The 15,028-nt window shown below is 59.4% G+C and carries 11 protein-coding genes and 1 pseudogene; 4 read left to right on the top strand and 8 right to left on the bottom strand.

The genetic code is table 11. The features are described 5' to 3' along the window. Positions 1 to 54 precede the first annotated feature (54 nt). From GV819_RS08315 to GV819_RS08300, 4 genes are all read left to right on the top strand, one after another. Positions 55 to 351 (top strand): helix-turn-helix domain-containing protein, encoded by a 297-nt coding sequence (locus GV819_RS08315; protein WP_072451362.1) that lies wholly within the window; start codon positions 55 to 57, stop codon positions 349 to 351. After that, positions 348 to 1,613 (top strand): type II toxin-antitoxin system HipA family toxin, encoded by a 1,266-nt coding sequence (locus GV819_RS08310; protein WP_161755399.1) that lies wholly within the window; start codon positions 348 to 350, stop codon positions 1,611 to 1,613. The genes GV819_RS08315 and GV819_RS08310 overlap by 4 nt, the downstream gene beginning before the upstream one ends. Before the next feature lie 534 nt (positions 1,614 to 2,147). Further along, entirely contained in the window at positions 2,148 to 3,146 is a 999-nt protein-coding gene (locus tag GV819_RS08305; protein WP_161755397.1) for a hypothetical protein, read from the top strand. Between the two features lie 83 nt (positions 3,147 to 3,229). Beyond that, complete coding sequence (locus tag GV819_RS08300) at positions 3,230 to 3,832, top strand: tetratricopeptide repeat protein (RefSeq protein WP_161755395.1); 603 nt, start codon at positions 3,230 to 3,232, stop codon at positions 3,830 to 3,832. Between the two features lie 947 nt (positions 3,833 to 4,779). On the opposite strand, the gene GV819_RS08295 is transcribed toward GV819_RS08300, so the two are convergent. From GV819_RS08295 to algG, 8 genes and pseudogenes are all read right to left on the bottom strand, one after another. Further along, complete coding sequence (locus tag GV819_RS08295; RefSeq protein WP_161755394.1) at positions 4,780 to 5,055, bottom strand: short-chain dehydrogenase; 276 nt, start codon at positions 5,053 to 5,055, stop codon at positions 4,780 to 4,782. Between the two features lie 364 nt (positions 5,056 to 5,419). Further along, complete coding sequence (locus tag GV819_RS08290) at positions 5,420 to 6,871, bottom strand: mannose-1-phosphate guanylyltransferase/mannose-6-phosphate isomerase (protein WP_161755392.1); 1,452 nt, start codon at positions 6,869 to 6,871, stop codon at positions 5,420 to 5,422. 211 nt (positions 6,872 to 7,082) lie between these two features. Then, entirely contained in the window at positions 7,083 to 7,739 is a 657-nt protein-coding gene (locus GV819_RS08285) for an alginate O-acetyltransferase AlgF (protein WP_161755390.1), read from the bottom strand. A gap of 217 nt (positions 7,740 to 7,956) precedes the next feature. Beyond that, positions 7,957 to 9,075: pseudogene (locus GV819_RS08280) on the bottom strand (alginate O-acetyltransferase); the annotation flags it as partial. 11 nt (positions 9,076 to 9,086) lie between these two features. Then, positions 9,087 to 10,640, bottom strand: a complete 1,554-nt coding sequence (locus tag GV819_RS08275; RefSeq protein ID WP_161755388.1) for an MBOAT family O-acyltransferase — start codon at positions 10,638 to 10,640, stop codon at positions 9,087 to 9,089. Between the two features lie 185 nt (positions 10,641 to 10,825). Continuing rightward, positions 10,826 to 11,941 carry a mannuronate-specific alginate lyase gene (locus tag GV819_RS08270; protein WP_161755386.1) on the bottom strand — a complete coding sequence of 372 codons (1,116 nt, stop codon included), beginning with the start codon at positions 11,939 to 11,941 and terminating at the stop codon, positions 10,826 to 10,828. Between the two features lie 8 nt (positions 11,942 to 11,949). Continuing rightward, on the bottom strand, positions 11,950 to 13,401 hold the full coding sequence (locus GV819_RS08265) for an alginate O-acetyltransferase (RefSeq protein ID WP_161755384.1): 1,452 nt from the start codon (positions 13,399 to 13,401) through the stop codon (positions 11,950 to 11,952). A gap of 11 nt (positions 13,402 to 13,412) precedes the next feature. Continuing rightward, positions 13,413 to 15,002, bottom strand: a complete 1,590-nt coding sequence (gene algG / locus GV819_RS08260; protein WP_161755382.1) for a mannuronan 5-epimerase AlgG — start codon at positions 15,000 to 15,002, stop codon at positions 13,413 to 13,415. Between the last annotated feature and the right edge of the window lie 26 nt (positions 15,003 to 15,028).

Genomic DNA, 15,028 nt, shown 5'->3' with positions numbered 1-15,028 from the left:
ATATTGTCCATTATTTTGCTGATTAATCAGCAGGTCGGAGGCAGACGCAGCCTTATGTCGCTTACCCGTTTTATGTACACACCGTCCGAGATCACGGCCGAGATCGGAAAAAACGCACAGGCCCTCAGGTTGTCAAAAAACCTGTCGCGCAAAACCCTGGCCGAGAAATCCGGGGTGCCGGCCTCGACCATCAAGCGTTTCGAGCTGCAGGGAGCCATTTCCCTCGAGTCGATGGTGCTGATTGCGGCGGCTCTGGATGAACTCGATCCGCTGCTCAAGTTGTTCAAGCCACCTTCGCCAAACACGCTGTTTGAGCTGCAAAACTCAAAACGCCAGAGGGGCACCCGATGACAGAGCCAGGCATCAAGAAGTACAAGCCGATCGAGGAATTGGGCGTCTTCATGCATGGGCGGCAGGTGGGGGTGCTTAGTTGGAACCGCCAAGGTACTTACTTCACCTATGCCAAGGAGTGGCTGACCCAGGGCTTCAATCTGTCCCCCCAACTGGCCTTCGATGAGCGGCCACAGCAACCCGATAGCCACTTGTTTCTGGGCATACATGGTGCCTTCGCCGATTCTCTTCCCGACGGTTGGGGCTTGCTGCTGATGGGGCGGTTCTTTACAGCGGAATATGGCTCGCGGGTCACCCATGGCCTGACTCAACTCGACCGACTGGCCTATATCGGTAACCGGGGCATGGGTGCCCTTGAGTACTACCCCATGTCGGAAAAAGTGGCTCGGGAGCCCATCAGCCTTTCAGTCTTGTATGAGGCGTCGGTCCGGGTCCAGATGGGGGAGACGGTTGAGGTCCTGAAGGCTCTGCGGATTGCTGGTGGCTCGCCAGGGGGCGCACGGCCCAAGGCCGCCGTTGCGTTCTCGGCGGATCTGTCCCATGTGGTTTCGGCGTTTGAACCCTTGCCGGAGGGCTACGCGCACTGGATCGTGAAATTCCGGGCCCTTCAGGAGCCCTGGTCCATGGGCGCGATTGAATATGCCTACGCCCGCATGGCCAGCGCCGCCGGGGTCGAAATGGCTCACTGCGAACTGATTACCGTGCCCTCGGAGCAGGGATGCAACGAGCGCTTCTTTGCTACCCGGCGCTTTGATCGCAGGCACAACGAGAAAATCCACATGATGACCGCTGCCGGAATTCTGCATGCGGATTTCAGAACCCCATGCCTGGACTACAAGGACTTGCTGAGGCTGACCTTCGCGCTCACCAGGAGCGCCAAGGAAGTGGAGAAAATGGCCCGGCTCATGGTGTTCAACGGCCTGGCCCACAACTACGACGATCACGCGAAGAACTTCGCTTTTCTCTACGAAGAGGGGCAGGGTGGCCAGGACGGGCAGTGGGTTCTCGCGCCCGCGTATGACCTGACCTTCTCCACCGGCATGGGCGAGCACACCACCGCGTTCGACGGTCAGGGGCGTCCGTCCAGGAAGGCGATCAGGCGCTTGTGCGCGGACTACAGGTTTCTCAAGCCGGATGACTACATCGATCAGACGCTGGAGGCGTTGGACAACTGGGAAGCGGTGTTTGGCGAAGTGGATATTCCGGCCGCCGATGGAAAGGAGATATTCGAGACGCTAGAGGATGTTCGCCAACATCTTTAAGAATGAAACCTGGTGAAAAAAGCCCTCCCCTGGCTAGGAACGCCCCTGTGCCCAGTGTCTTGAGGGTTTACTCGCCCGGGCCTCTGTGTTCCGCGCAACTCGCCCATCTCCATCAGCTGTTTTCGAGCCATCATTAGGTTTGAGCTCACGCATGGGGGCGGATCAGCTAGTCAGGTGTATTTCAGCAAATCTGCGAACTTGATTGGCTAATTCCTGGTCGCGGGATATTCAAAACTAATGCTCGCGAAATGTTTTGCAATATTTTATAGGGGCATACCCTATAAGTTTTTACCCTCCTCGTTTGTCCTGTATTTGATCAAGGCGAAAAACCACGATCGCTTGGAATGCGTTAGTGAAAGTAATAGCGCGCTAGAGCCATATACGGAAATTTGATCAGAGGGTTGCACGATGCCAGACCACTTTATTAGTGTGAGAAACGAAGAGACGCTATCTACAACTTCAAGTCCTTCACCCGGAGTGATTTTTTCAAATCGATCGTCATTTACCATACATGCAGCGAAGGCGGGATCAAGCATGGGTAATAACACGACCAAGACCGGGCATGTTTTTTTAGAGATTGATACGCCTGGCTATCGAGGCTCTATAGGTTTTAGTCCGGGTGAGAAATACGACACTTCACGTGACAATATTTCGCTCAATGATCGCGAGATTTACAAGGAAACAAGCTCCCATCGATTTGAACTTCCTGGTAGTCCGAAGTTTGAGAATATGATGAATATTCTTGCGACGCAGGTTAGAGGCTATGCAAGCGGTGCAATAGACCCAGGGGACTACAATCTCTTGTTCAACAACTGCATCCATTTTGTAGAGAAACTGCTTTCAAAAGCGGGTATAGAAATTGATCTGGCCACAACTCCGGACGGTGTGGCCAAGGAAATAAGCAAAGTTCCGGAAAAACTTAAAACCCCACTCCTTATTGATTTGGATGGGAGCGGTATAACTACCTTGCCAATTGAGCATGGTGTCAAATTCGACTTTGATGGAGAGTCACATCCTATTAATACCGGGTGGGCAGGTACAAACAGTGGGTTTCTTGTCATGGATAGAAATAATGACGGCATCATAAATGATGGGACAGAGCTTTTCGGAGACCGTACGCCTTTGCCAACCGGTGGAACGGCTGCAGATGGTGTCATTGCACTCGCTGCTCTGGACAGCAATCTTGATGGGTTTATCGACAAGAATGATAGCGCGTGGGGGGATCTGAAGATTTGGCAAGACATCAATAGCAACGGGGTTTCGGAGGCAAATGAGCTTTACTCATTGATCGACATTGGCTTGAAAAATATAGATCTGTCCTTTACCAGGGATTCAATTTTGGATAAGCACGGAAACATCCACGAATTAAACTCGTCGGTAACCTGGAATGATGGTCGGGTCACGGACATAACAGATGTTTTGTTCAAGGTTTTTGATCCTGAGGAAAATAATGATCTTTTAAATTTCATTTCGCAGGACTTTTCGATTGGTGTGGTCGGGTCAAGATTCGCTGTTGAAGAGGTTTATTCATGATGAGCCGAACGCCCGTCAGCTGCGCTAGCATTGTCTCTTTATCGTTGCTACTTCTATCCTTGCCGGCAGCCTCGGATAATCATATGAAAAATACAGCTTTGACCTTGCCCCCGGCAATTGTTAAGAAATTGGACTATCCGCCGGGTCTGCAAATAAACAATTATCCTAAGGACAGCGAAGAGTTTTCCAATGTGCTCAAGCTCTCCAGCATGGGTAACGCGCACTTCAACTATATTCTTGGCAGGATTTATAGCGACGACAGGCTGGATGAGTCGGAAAAAGACTATAAAACCAGTCTGCTCTATTATGAAAAAGCGATTGGTTTGTATCCGCGCCACCCAGACGCGCTTACAAATTTAGGCGTTCTCTATCAGCGTGGTTTAGGAACAAAAAAAGATATAAATAAAGCAATCGCCTTGTATGAAAGAGCTGGCGAGGTTGGGTCGATTATAGCCTACAATAACTTGAGCGTTATCTACGCTATGGGTAATGAAGTTCCGCAAGATTTCAAGAAGGCAAAAATATATAATCAAAATGCTGCTCATTTGGGCGATGCGCAAAGTATAGAGCTGTTAAAGCATTGGGATTACTATGTTGAGGTGTCTTCAACACAAGATGAGAAAAAAATAGAGCAGATTGCAGAGAAGTATAAAAAGATCGAATCGCAAAAAATACCGAGTCAATAGACCGTATTTTATAGTCAATAGTTGAAGTGCCCCCTACCTGGAAAAGTAGGGGGCATCGAGATAAATCTGCCCCCTTTTTTGTAATGCATGCTGCAAAATCAACAGGTTTCTTACGTTGTCGGTTCCGTCATTCTATTGCGAGCAACAAGCGCGGAAGACTTGCAGCGACGGCAAGAACCCCAGCTCACGCACATGGCTATTTTCAGCAACACGCCCGATGCCCAGGGTATTGAGGGGCGCGCCCGGGCTACCCATCAGTTGTTTTCAAACCATCCACAGGTTCGACAGGGTGAACAGTATTTTATCCGCCCACCCCAGCGCACTTTCACACAGCCAAACAGGCACTTGATCACCTGGAACGGATGCGGTGCTGGGCACTGATCTGACAGATCACCCCAGGCCTGCCTTACATTCCCAACTCCCGTGACTTGGACATAAACTGCGACGCCTTTGTCGTTGCTCCGTGTCGAACCCGGACTAGCCTTTGAGCGTCGCTGTCCATTCAACCACCGGGCTCTTGGTAACCCGTTCTGATCCAGGCGCAGCAGCGCCGTATTTCACTCGTGCAATGGCGGCTGTGCGTGGGAGGGTTCGTCCCTGCCGGGCTCCTGTATCTCCGGTTTACCAACCTGCACGCAGCTGCCACCCCTTCGCTTGGTAACCCGTTTTGATAGCTGCAGCAGCGCCCCATTTCGCTATTGCAAGCTCGTTGTGCACCTGTGTATTCGTGCAATGGCAGCTGTGCGTGGAAGGGCTTCGTCCCTGCCGGGTGCCTGTATCTCCGGCCGACCAATCCGCGTACGGCTGCCTCCCTTCGCAGGGCTGTGCATTTTGTGGTGCAGAGGGGCGCGACAGTGATCGATGAGGTGGGGTTGGAGATGAAGGAGAGGGGATAGGCTTGCAGATCGTTCCCCCGCGTTTGAAGGAGGGAACGATCACGGGGCGTTTTAGTTCAGGGACTGACTACCACGAATCCGCCGACCCAACACATCCAGCAGATCACAACCATCGCGCAACAGAATGGCGCTGGCGTGAGCGATCTGTGTCAGGTCGGTGGCATCGGCGTGGCGGCTGTCCATGTGCACGATGCTTTCCATCAGTTGAGTCACCGCGAGGATGCGGTAGGCGGCGCTGGCATGGAGTTCGTCCAAGGGCGCTCGGGTGTCGATAAACAGGGTGGGGGTGGAGGATTCGTTGCTGGTTAACGCGATACGGTCGGCCATGGTGGGCTCCAAAGAAACAGTGTTGGAAACTGCGTTCCTGAGAAAACAACCGAGCCGTCAACCTCGATCACGAATGAGTCGTGACAGGCGCGAGGATAGGGAGCGAGAAGAGGGCGGTCAACCCGATATGTGTAGCCTTGAACGACCTTTTGTATCCACAGATGGCTGTTGATCTGGCTTGCTGCTTGAAGCTTGCCACTTGCCCCTGCTTCTGAAAAAAATCCCCCTGTCCAACCGCCTGCGGATAGGGGACGCAGGCACCTGGAACGGGGGAGCACAAAGGTCTTGCTAGCACGACTCCCTGCTTTTACTTGCAGCTTGCCGCTTGAAGCTTACGGCTGCTCTTGCTTGAAACTTGCCGCTGTTACTGAGCTATGGTCTTCACCGAAACGCCACGCTCCACCGGAGTAGAACGCCCGTAGATATCCTCAAACCGCTCGATATCGTCTTCACCCAAATAGCTACCCGATTGCACTTCGATGATCTCCAGCGGGATCTTCCCGGGGTTGCGCAGGCGGTGCACCGAGGCGATGGGGATGTAGGTCGACTGGTTCTCGCAGAGCAGGAACACGTTCTCGTCACAGGTGACTTCGGCGGTGCCACTGACCACGATCCAGTGTTCGGCGCGGTGGTGGTGCATCTGCAAAGATAGGCAGGCCCCCGGCTTGACCGAGATGTGCTTGACCTGGAAGCGCCCGCCCATGTCCACCGAGTCGTAGGAACCCCACGGGCGGTAGACCTCGCAGTGGTTCTGGGTCTCGCTGCGGCCCTGTTCGTTGAGGGTGTTGACCATCTGTTTCACCCCTTGGACCTTGTCCTTGTGGGCAATCATCATGGCGTCCTTGGTTTCCACCACGACGATGTTTTCCAGGCCGATCACCGACACCAGCTTGCCGTTGCCGTGGATCATGCAGTTCTTGCTGTCCTGGATCACCACGTCGCCTTTGCTGACGTTGCCGTTGGCGTCTTTTTCATGCACGTCCCACAGCGACGACCAGCAGCCCACGTCGCTCCAGCCAGCGGTCAGCGGGACTACGCAGGCGCGTTGGGTCTTTTCCATCACCGCGTAGTCGATGGAGTTGTCCGGGCAGCAGGCGAAGGTGGCTTCGTCGATGGTCACGGTGTCCGGGTCCTGCTGGCTGCGTTCCAGGGTCAGCAGGCAGGTGTCGTAGATGTCCGGATCGTGTTTCTTCAGCTCTTCGAGGAAGCGGCTGGCGCGGAACAGGAACATGCCGCTGTTCCAGAAGTAGCCGCCGGCCTGGACGAACTCGGTGGCGCGTTTTTCGTCGGGCTTTTCAACGAAGTGCGAGACCCGGCTGACTCCCTCCGGGAGCAGGGCGTCGTGGCTGGACTTGATGTAGCCGTAGCCGGTTTCCGGTTTGGTCGCCGGTACGCCGAACAGCACCATTTCGCCACGCTCAGCGGCCACGGTGGCCAGGGCCAGGGCCCGTTGCAGGGCTTTCTGGTCGTCGAGGACGTGGTCGGCGGGCAGCACCAGCATCAGCTCGTCGCGGCCTTCGTTGACCAGCATCATCGCGGTCAGGGCCACGGCGGGCGCGGTGTTGCGGCCGAAGGGTTCCATGAGGATGCGCTGGGATTCGAGGTTACGGTTGGCCAACTGCTCGTTGACGATAAAGCGGTGGTCCTTGTTGCAGACCACGATGGGGGTGTCCATGCCTTCGAACACCAGGCGCTCCAGGGTCTGCTGGAACAAAGTGTGTTCGCCGGTCAGGGCGAGGAACTGCTTGGGGAATTGCTTGCGCGAAAGCGGCCAAAGACGTGAGCCGCTACCACCTGACAAGATCACCGGAATCATGTTGTTACTCCTTCAAACATCGTATGGGTTAGAGCTACTGCGTTCTGTCGTTTCACTCTTGTTTTTGTTGCGTGCCCGGATGCGTTGCCTGCCTCCTGTAGGAGCCGGCTTGCCGGCGAAGGGGCCTTGAGCCTTGTGTCGGGCTTGAGGACGCCTTCGCTGGCAAGCCAGCTCCTACGAGAGGCGGGTGCGGCGTGCATCCGGAAATTCGTTAGCGGGTCGACACGGGGCGCTTGACCCAGACCGGCGACAGGCTGCTGCCGTTGCCGGTGACGTAGAGCACCGCCGCTTCGCCGCGCTCCAGGGCCACGGGCTTGAGGTCGCTGACCTTTTTCTCGCCGTCATACAGGGCGAAGCTGACCTTCACCGGGTTGATTTCGCGCTCGCCGCGGCCCTTGGCCGCCACGGACTTGACCACGTCGGTCTTACCGTCGGCGGTCTTCAGGGTCAGGGCCTGGTCGCTGAGGTTCTGCACCCGTACCAGGGACTTCTGCTTGTTCTTGAACGGCGGCTCTTCGATCAGCTGTGGCTGGCCGCTGGCGTTGTTGACCAGGGTGTAATAGTGGTCGGCCGCCAGTTTCACCGGCACGCTCTGGCTGCCCACCTTGGCGGTGTAGTCGCCGCCAGGCATGAAGCTGAAGTCGCTGCTGGCCAGGGGCGCGACGTCGTTGACGCTGGTGCTGCCCACGGTAGCGCTGACTTCGCTGTTGCTGGCGTTGTACAGGCGCACGAAGGTCGAGCCCTTGGGCGCGGTGGGGCCGTACAGCGCTGCGTCGCCACCGGCGAAGGCGGACAGGGACAGGACGCTCATGCCGGCAGCCAGGGTGATTGCTTGGGCGAGACGGCGAGGAGTAGTGATGAAAGTCATGAGTGTTACCTCTTTTTCAGTTTTGCGCCCGATCGGGCGTCTCGGATTTGTTGAGTGCGGCTACGTTTTGCTGGCCGGGCTGGGTAGAAGCTGCTGCGCTCGGCAATCCAGCGTTAAAAACAGGCTCGGACTGCTCATTTACAGCTCGTAAACTCCGCGTCCTCGCCTGTTTTTGCCTTGTCTTGCCTTCGCTCGCGACGCTTCTACCCGGCCCGGCTTGAGCACCGGCTTGCTTGAGCTCTGCGACCCACTGCGGGTCGGCGTCGCCGATTTCGTTGTTCACCGGCAGATAGCGTTCAGGGAATTCCCAGATCAGCACCTGGGGCGGGTTGTTCTTGAAATCGTCGCTTTTCAGGTAGCTGAGCATCGGCAGGATCGGCCCGTGGCCGTCTTCGGCGTAGCTCAGCACGTCGCTGTGCAGGGCCTGTTTCAGGGCGCCGACGAAGTTCCAGCTGGGGTTGGCGCTGTAGCTGGTGCCGACCAGGGTCACCGGCACTTCGTGGTCGGCGAACAGTGCGTCGGCGGCGGCCGGCTGTTCGTCGCTGGCCCGGGTCACGCGCTTTTGCAGGGGCTCTTCGGCGGGCATCAGGTTCTCGAACAGCGGGTCCAGGGGCAGGAAGCGCCGCAGGTCGCCCTGGTGCTCCACGGTCTCCTGGGTTTCGGTGACGAAGCGTTGCGGCTGGCCGCTGAGCGGGGTCTTGGCGGCGATGGTCTGGGCCAGTTGCCGGGCGACGACTTCGGCGCCCGCCGGGGTCCAGTGGGTGTCGGTGCGCAGGAACACTTGCTGGCCCTGCTGCTTGGCCTGTTGCAGGGGCCCCAGCAGGTCGGGGGCGAGGATCTTGTCGGCGGCGACCCGGGCGTGGAAGTCCTGGTAGAGGTTGGCGTGAATGCGCGCCGGGCGCACCTCATCCATGTGCTCCGGGTACAGGCGCACCTTGGCCGGAACGATGGCCATCACCAGTTTCACCCCGTGCTCTTTCAAGGTCTGGCGCACGCCTTCCACCAGGGCGTAGTTGCCCTGCAGGTTGAGTTCCTCGTTGACCACCGGGTTGAATTCTTCATCGCTGTACAGCCACTGGTCGCGGCCCAGCACCACCCCCGGGCGGCCTTCGTTGAACAGCTTGAAGTCCAGGGCGGCCCAGAGGTTGGTGCCCAGGCGCTTGATCGGGAACTGGTCGTCGTAGTGGGTTTCCACTGCCTTGGCCCAGCGCCCGTTGAGCACGGTGGCGTCATTGTTGGTGCTAAAGCCGAAGAAGCTGCGCGCCGACCACAGCCCGAGGACCAGCAGGGTCACCAGGAACAGCGTGATGTAGAACACACGTAATGAGCGGGTCATGGGCAGATCCCTCAGAACTGGAAGTAAAGGAACGGCGAGAAGCTTTGCGCCGAAAGTTTGAGAATCGAGGCAATGAACAGCAGCAGCACCAGGGCGCGCATGGCGTAGCGCGACCAGTCGGCAGTCCAGTAGGCCGGCTGCACCTGGGCCTCGCGGCCGACGATGTAGCCCGGTTGGTGAATGCTGCCGGGGTTGTCCCCGGGTACCGCCTTGATCAGGCCGGGCTGGGCGCTGGCCGGGCTGTCGGCTTCAGGCTTGGCCTTGACCGGCGCCGGGTTGCGGTACAGGTCACGCAGGCCGAAGAACGCCAGGGTGGCGTAGGCCAGGACCAGGGTCGCCACTTGCAGGCCGGTGAGGCTGGCGCGGTTGAGTTCCGACAGCGACCAGTCGCCGAAGCTGAACATGGCGCCGTACATGCGTCCGGCCACGTGCAGGTTCTCGGCGCGGAAGATCACCCAGCCCATCACCACCAGCAGGAAGGTCAGGGCCCAGCGCACCGGGTTCAGGCTGCGCGGCGTGGTGTTGATGCCCAGGGCCTTTTCGATGGCCAGCCACATGCCGTGCCAGGCGCCCCAGACGATGTAGGTGAAGTTGGCGCCGTGCCACAGGCCGCCCAGGAGCATGGTCAGAAACAGGTTGCGGTAGGTGATCAGGGTACCTTTGCGGTTGCCCCCCAGGGTGATGTACAGGTAGTCCCGCAGCCAGGTGGAGAGGCTGATGTGCCAGCGCCGCCAGAACTCGGTGATGGACTGGCTGATGTAGGGCTGCTTGAAGTTTTCCATGAAGCGAAAACCCATCATCAAGCCCAGGCCGATGGCCATGTCGCTGTAGCCGGAGAAGTCGAAGTACAGCTGCGCGGTGTAGGCCAGGGCGCCGAGCCAGGCGTCCCCGGTGGTGGGGTTGTGCAGGGCGAAGCAATGGTCGGCGACCACCGCCAGGGTGTCGGCGATGAACACTTTTTTGATGAAGCCCTGCATGAAGCGGGTGCAGCCTTCGGAGAACTTGTCCAGGGTGTGGGTGCGATTGTTGAACTGGTCCGCCAGGTCGCGAAAGCGCAGCACGGGGCCGGCGATCAGGTGCGGGAAGATCGCCACGAACGCCGCGAAGTCGATCATGTTGCGGGTGGCCGGGGTGTCGCCGCGGTAGACGTCGATGATGTAGCTGATGGACTCGAAGATGTAGAACGAGATGCCGATCGGCAACAGCACGTGGGTCAGGATGAACGGCTCAAGCCCCATGGAAGTCATGATGGCGTTGAGGCTGTCGACGCCGAAGTTGGCGTACTTGAAGTAGCCGAGGATGCACAGGTCCACCGCCACCCCCAGCAGCAGCCAGCGCTGGGCGGGTTTGGTCCTGACCCCGGCGGCGCCGACTTTCAGGCCGATCCAGTAGTTCCACAGGGTGACCCCGGCGAACAGCGCCAGGAAGTCCACGCGCCACCAGGCATAGAACAGGTAGCTGGCGATCAGCAGCAGCAGATTGCGATAGCGTTGCCCGCTCAAGTAGTACAAGCCGAGAAAGATCGGCAGGAACAGGAACAGGAACACATTGGATGAAAAAACCATCCCGATCTCTCCATGTTTAACCAATAGTCAGAGGCCGGAGCCCCCCCAAACCCCCCCGTGAAAAACGGGGAAGCGGTACTGCGTGTAGCGCGCCCTGTGTAGGAGCCGGCTTGCCGGCGAAGGCGTCATTGAGGGCCTCTTCGCTGGCAAGCCAGCTCCTACGGTGGGTCGTTTGCGGGTGGTGCTCAGGAACCTTTTTCGTGGGCCGGGTCGTAGACCTTGGTCAGGTCGCCCCCCAGGCGGAAGGTCTTGAACGGCTGCATCTTGTGCTTGCGCGCAAGCACATCCGGGGCGCAGGTGTAGAGGCTGCAGTAGGGTTCCAGCCAGGCGAATTTGGAGTCGACCTTGAGGTCGGTCATGTCCTGTTGCTTGCCGTTCTTCTGCTGGAAGGTGTCCGGGTCCTTGACCCCGGCCAGCACCCGCTCGCCCAGGCGCTTGAGGGCGCCGTGGTTTTCCTGGCGCAGGTCCACGCCGTTGACCTGGGCGAAGCTGGCGATCATCGCCAGCGGCGGCAGGGCGTAGTTGTGGTAGGCCAGGGCCCGTTGCTGGCGCTTGAGTTCGTTGGGCAAGAAACCGTCGGCGTCGATCTGGTTGGCGCCGACCTTGTATTCCTTCACTGCCCAGTCGAACAGGTTGCGGCGGTTGGTGGCCACGGCGGTAGCCATTACCGACCAGGCGGCCCAGTAGGAGTGGTTGTTGGTCTGGTCCAGGGGCAGGTTGTCCCAGTCGCTGACCACCTGGTCGGCCATCTTGCTGAACCAGGCTTCGATCTTCTGCGCCTGTTCCTGGTGGGTGGCCAGGGGGTGGGAGTCGGAGAACTTCAGCCGCAGGTAGGCCGAGGCCATGCTGCCCAGGGCCCATTTGCGCATGGACTTGCCGGTATGGTTGAAGTCCCTGGACATCAGCGCGTCGGCCTGGGCCCAGGCGCTGAGCCAGGCGAGGGTGCAGTCCAGCTGTTCCGGGCGGCCGTCGCGCATGAACTGCATGACCCGCTTGCTGGTGCCGCGCTCGATCTTGGTGATGTCCGCGGTGGTGTCGCGAAAGGCCTGTTCGGACTGCACATTGAGGGTGGCCCGGGCCTTGTCCGAGCCTTCGTACTTGCTGCGAAACTGCAGGGCGCCGGTGTAGGGCGCCGGCATGGCGTCGCAGCCCTCGCTGTGGTCGCCGCTCTTGAACTTGTCCACCGGGGCGAAATAGCCCTGGGGCGGACGCAGCGGCGCGGCGGCCTGGGCGCTGCCGGTGACGATGGCCAGCCCCAGCAGGCTGGGGATCAACAAGCGTTTCAAGTCTGTGCTTTGCATGGGAAACCTCATTGCCCGATCTGCGCGGTGCGTTGCTCGGCGCTCGGGAATACGTTGCGTTTGCAAATTTTCGCTTCGATCTTCTGCCCCGCCGTGCCCGCTTCCGGGCCCTGGACTTCGACCGCCAGCAGGTTCTGTGCGGCCCAGTCTTCGTCGGTGCGCAGTTCGAAGGCGAAGCGCCCATCGGTGTCGGACGTTTCCGGCTTTTCGATCTTGATGTCCTCGTGGCGCCCGTTCATGTACCAGAGGGTGGCTTGCAGGGTTTTCACCGAAGGGTCGGCGAAGCGGATGTCGACCTGATGGCCGCTGTTGCGCAGGTCCAGGTTCTTGCTGTTGACCAGCAGTTCATTCTTGCCGGGCTTGAGGGTGGTGCTGCCGGTCATCTGCGCGTCCTTGCCTTCGCAGCCGTTGTCCAGCAGGGCCATCATCTGCCGGTAGATGGTTTCCTGGTCCAGGCGGTACAGCGGCGAGAATTCCCAGATCAGGATCTTCGGCGGGGTCTTCTGGAATTCATCGCTGCCCAGGTACTGCAGCATCGAGCCTTCCAGGCCGCCGCCGGGGAAGGCGACGTTGAGAATGTCGGCACCGATGGCTTCTTCGAGGAAGCCGGCGAAGTTGTAGTTCTTGCCACTGTGGCTGGTGCCCACCAGGGTGATCTGCGGGTTGCCGGAATCACCGAACAGGTCGCCGTCGCCGGCTTCGCCCTTGGGCTCGGTGGTGAACTGGTCCATGTACTGGATGGCGTAGCTGGTGCCGCACAGCTGGCCGGCCATGTTGTGCAGGGTGCCGGTCTTGCCCATGCGCCCGGATTTGCGGGTCTCGAATTCACGCCGTGGCACGTCGGCGAAGGCCGGCAGTTGCTTGACCTTGTCGGCGACGATCTGCGCCGTGCGCTGGGCGCCGTAAGGCGTCCAGTGCTGGTCGCCGCGGAAGTAGAAGTCGTGGGCCGGCAGGGTTTCGGGCAGCTGTTCGTTGGTCAGCGGCGAGAGGTCCGGCACCACGTAGCCCATCTGGGCGAAGCGGCCGAGCATGGCCTTGTAGTTGCTCAGGGCCTTGTCGTAGTCGAAGCGGGCTTTTTCCGCCGGGTTGAGCTTGTTGCGGTTCACCAGGCCGCGGGTCGGCTGGTAGACCAGCACCAGCTCCACGCCCTTGCTCTTGAAGGCTTGGTGCAGCTGCTTGAGGCGGCGGTAGCCTTCCGGCGTGGTGTTGAACTCGGTGCGCAAATCTTCCTGGGTACGGAACAGCCAGTCGCCCTGGGCTTGCACCAGGGTGGTGAAGTTCTGCTGGTAGCGGGTGACGTAATTCTTCGCGTCGTGGGCGGCCGGGCACAGGTTGCAGCACGGCTCGGCCTTGAAATTTGGCGCGGCGCTGGTTTCGTCGGCACGAGCGCCGGCGCTGGCGGCGAGAATCCCCGCGGTCAGGGCCGACAGGCCCAGGAGTTTGATCCAGTGTGGGTGCATGACAGTCATCCTCAATCGCGCATTTCGGTCTGGCGTTCGACGGGGTCGATCAACACGGCTTTCTGCTGGCGCACCAGCAGGTCGAGAATTTCATCCTGGCGCTCGCCGAGGACTCCGGAGAAGCTGATGCCGCTGCTTTTGGTCGGCGCCAGCATGGAGACCCGGTACAGCTCCACGCTCAGGGGCGAGTCGATGGACATCGGCCCGCTGCCGTTGGCCGCCAGCTCGCCGCCGACCACGATCAGCGAGACCTGGGCGTCGAACGGGTCGAGCTTGATGTCGCGGTCGGTGTCGGACAGGTCCTTGATGTGGCCGTAGACCCCGGTCAGGCCGTTGGCCATGGCGATGTTTTCGTACAGGCGGATGTTCACGCTGTTGCGAATGCGGATGCCGTGGCGGCGGTTGCTGATCACCTTGTTGCCGTAGATCAGGTTGTCGGCACTCTCGTAGAGGGTGATGCCGTCGGTGTGGTTGCGGTAGATCTCGTTGTAGGCGATCAGGTTGTTGACGCTGTTACGGTCGATCACCAGCCCGGAAAGGTGGTTGTCGTAGCTGCGATTGTTGAAGATGAAGCTGTCGTTCACTTCCCGGGAAATGATGATGCCGTGCTTCTTCTTGGTGCCGTGGACGCTGTTGTCGGCAATGATCAGGCCGTGGGAACGGTCGTGGGGGTCGATGCCGTAGACGATGTTGTCCTTGTAGGTGTTGCCCTTGAGCACGAAGTCCCGGGTCTCGTAGCAGTAGAAGCCGTACCACATGTCCGAGAAGGTCGAGCCGATGATCCAGCCGGTGGGCTCGGGGCGCTTGAGGACCTTGGCCATGTTCGGCGTGTACTGGGAAATGCTCACCCCGTAGGACTTGGAGTTGGCGTAGCCGAAGCTGGCCATCGTACTGTTGACGATGTAGGTCTCGGTGCCGCCCCAGGCCAGCAGGAACGGGCGGAATTCCTTGGGCGAGCGGAAGGTCGCCGGGCCGTTGTCCTTTTCGCGCCAGCCGGTGACTTTGCTGTCACGCACGAACAGCTGGCCGTCGTTGACCAGGAACGAGCCGCCCTCCTGGGACAGGCGCAGCTCCTGGGTCTGCTGGTCGATTTCCAGGATGCCGTGGCGGCCGACGACGATGGGCACGCGCGCCAGGTAGACCCCGGGCGCGGTTTCGCTGATGTACTGCTTGGGCAGCTTGCCCACCAGTTGCTTGAGGTTGACGTAGCCGTCGTCGATGAAGATCGCCTGGGGAATGCCGTGCTGGCGCACCACCCATTCGGCCATCTTGTTGTCGCCGCCGATAAAGTCCTTCAGGGCGTCTTCCTGCATCATCCGGCGCACGCTGATCTTGCCCGGCTTGCTGCGCACGATCTTCGCCGCGGCCGCTTCGGCGGTGTAGCCGGAGAGGTCGGGCAGAGTCGGCTTGGCCAGGGCCAGGGGCTCGGTGGGGGCACTGCTGACGGTGTAGGTCTTGGCCTGTTGCAGCTCCTTGGCGACGATTGGCGCCTTGGCCGCTTCAACGCTGGCGAAGGCGCTGCTGCCGGCCAGCAGCAGGGCGCCGGCCAGCAGGCTCAGGGAGCCTTTGTAGCGCTGGCTGTTGTGGGGGTAGCCATTCATGTCGGGCACTCCTTTGGCGGCTTGCA

Origin of the sequence: Pseudomonas sp. Fl5BN2 (genome assembly GCF_009908205.1) — a bacterium.
Classification (GTDB): domain Bacteria; phylum Pseudomonadota; class Gammaproteobacteria; order Pseudomonadales; family Pseudomonadaceae; genus Aquipseudomonas.
Note: the sequence above shows the minus strand (reverse complement) of the source record. Positions and strands in the feature narration are given on the sequence as shown.

Bases quoted from the DNA above. Each gene is read 5' to 3' on its own strand.
- GV819_RS08315 (WP_072451362.1), top strand. From the start codon at position 55: ATGTCGCTTACCCGTTTTATGTACACACCGTCCGAGATCACGGCCGAG.
- algG (WP_161755382.1), bottom strand. From the start codon at position 15,002: ATGAATGGCTACCCCCACAACAGCCAGCGCTACAAAGGCTCCCTGAGC.
- GV819_RS08290 (WP_161755392.1), bottom strand. From the start codon at position 6,871: ATGATTCCGGTGATCTTGTCAGGTGGTAGCGGCTCACGTCTTTGGCCG.
- GV819_RS08295 (WP_161755394.1), bottom strand. From the start codon at position 5,055: ATGGCCGACCGTATCGCGTTAACCAGCAACGAATCCTCCACCCCCACC.
- GV819_RS08310 (WP_161755399.1), top strand. From the start codon at position 348: ATGACAGAGCCAGGCATCAAGAAGTACAAGCCGATCGAGGAATTGGGC.
- GV819_RS08285 (WP_161755390.1), bottom strand. From the start codon at position 7,739: ATGACTTTCATCACTACTCCTCGCCGTCTCGCCCAAGCAATCACCCTG.
- GV819_RS08270 (WP_161755386.1), bottom strand. From the start codon at position 11,941: ATGCAAAGCACAGACTTGAAACGCTTGTTGATCCCCAGCCTGCTGGGG.
- GV819_RS08275 (WP_161755388.1), bottom strand. From the start codon at position 10,640: ATGGTTTTTTCATCCAATGTGTTCCTGTTCCTGTTCCTGCCGATCTTT.
- GV819_RS08265 (WP_161755384.1), bottom strand. From the start codon at position 13,401: ATGCACCCACACTGGATCAAACTCCTGGGCCTGTCGGCCCTGACCGCG.
- GV819_RS08305 (WP_161755397.1), top strand. From the start codon at position 2,148: ATGGGTAATAACACGACCAAGACCGGGCATGTTTTTTTAGAGATTGAT.
- GV819_RS08300 (WP_161755395.1), top strand. From the start codon at position 3,230: ATGAAAAATACAGCTTTGACCTTGCCCCCGGCAATTGTTAAGAAATTG.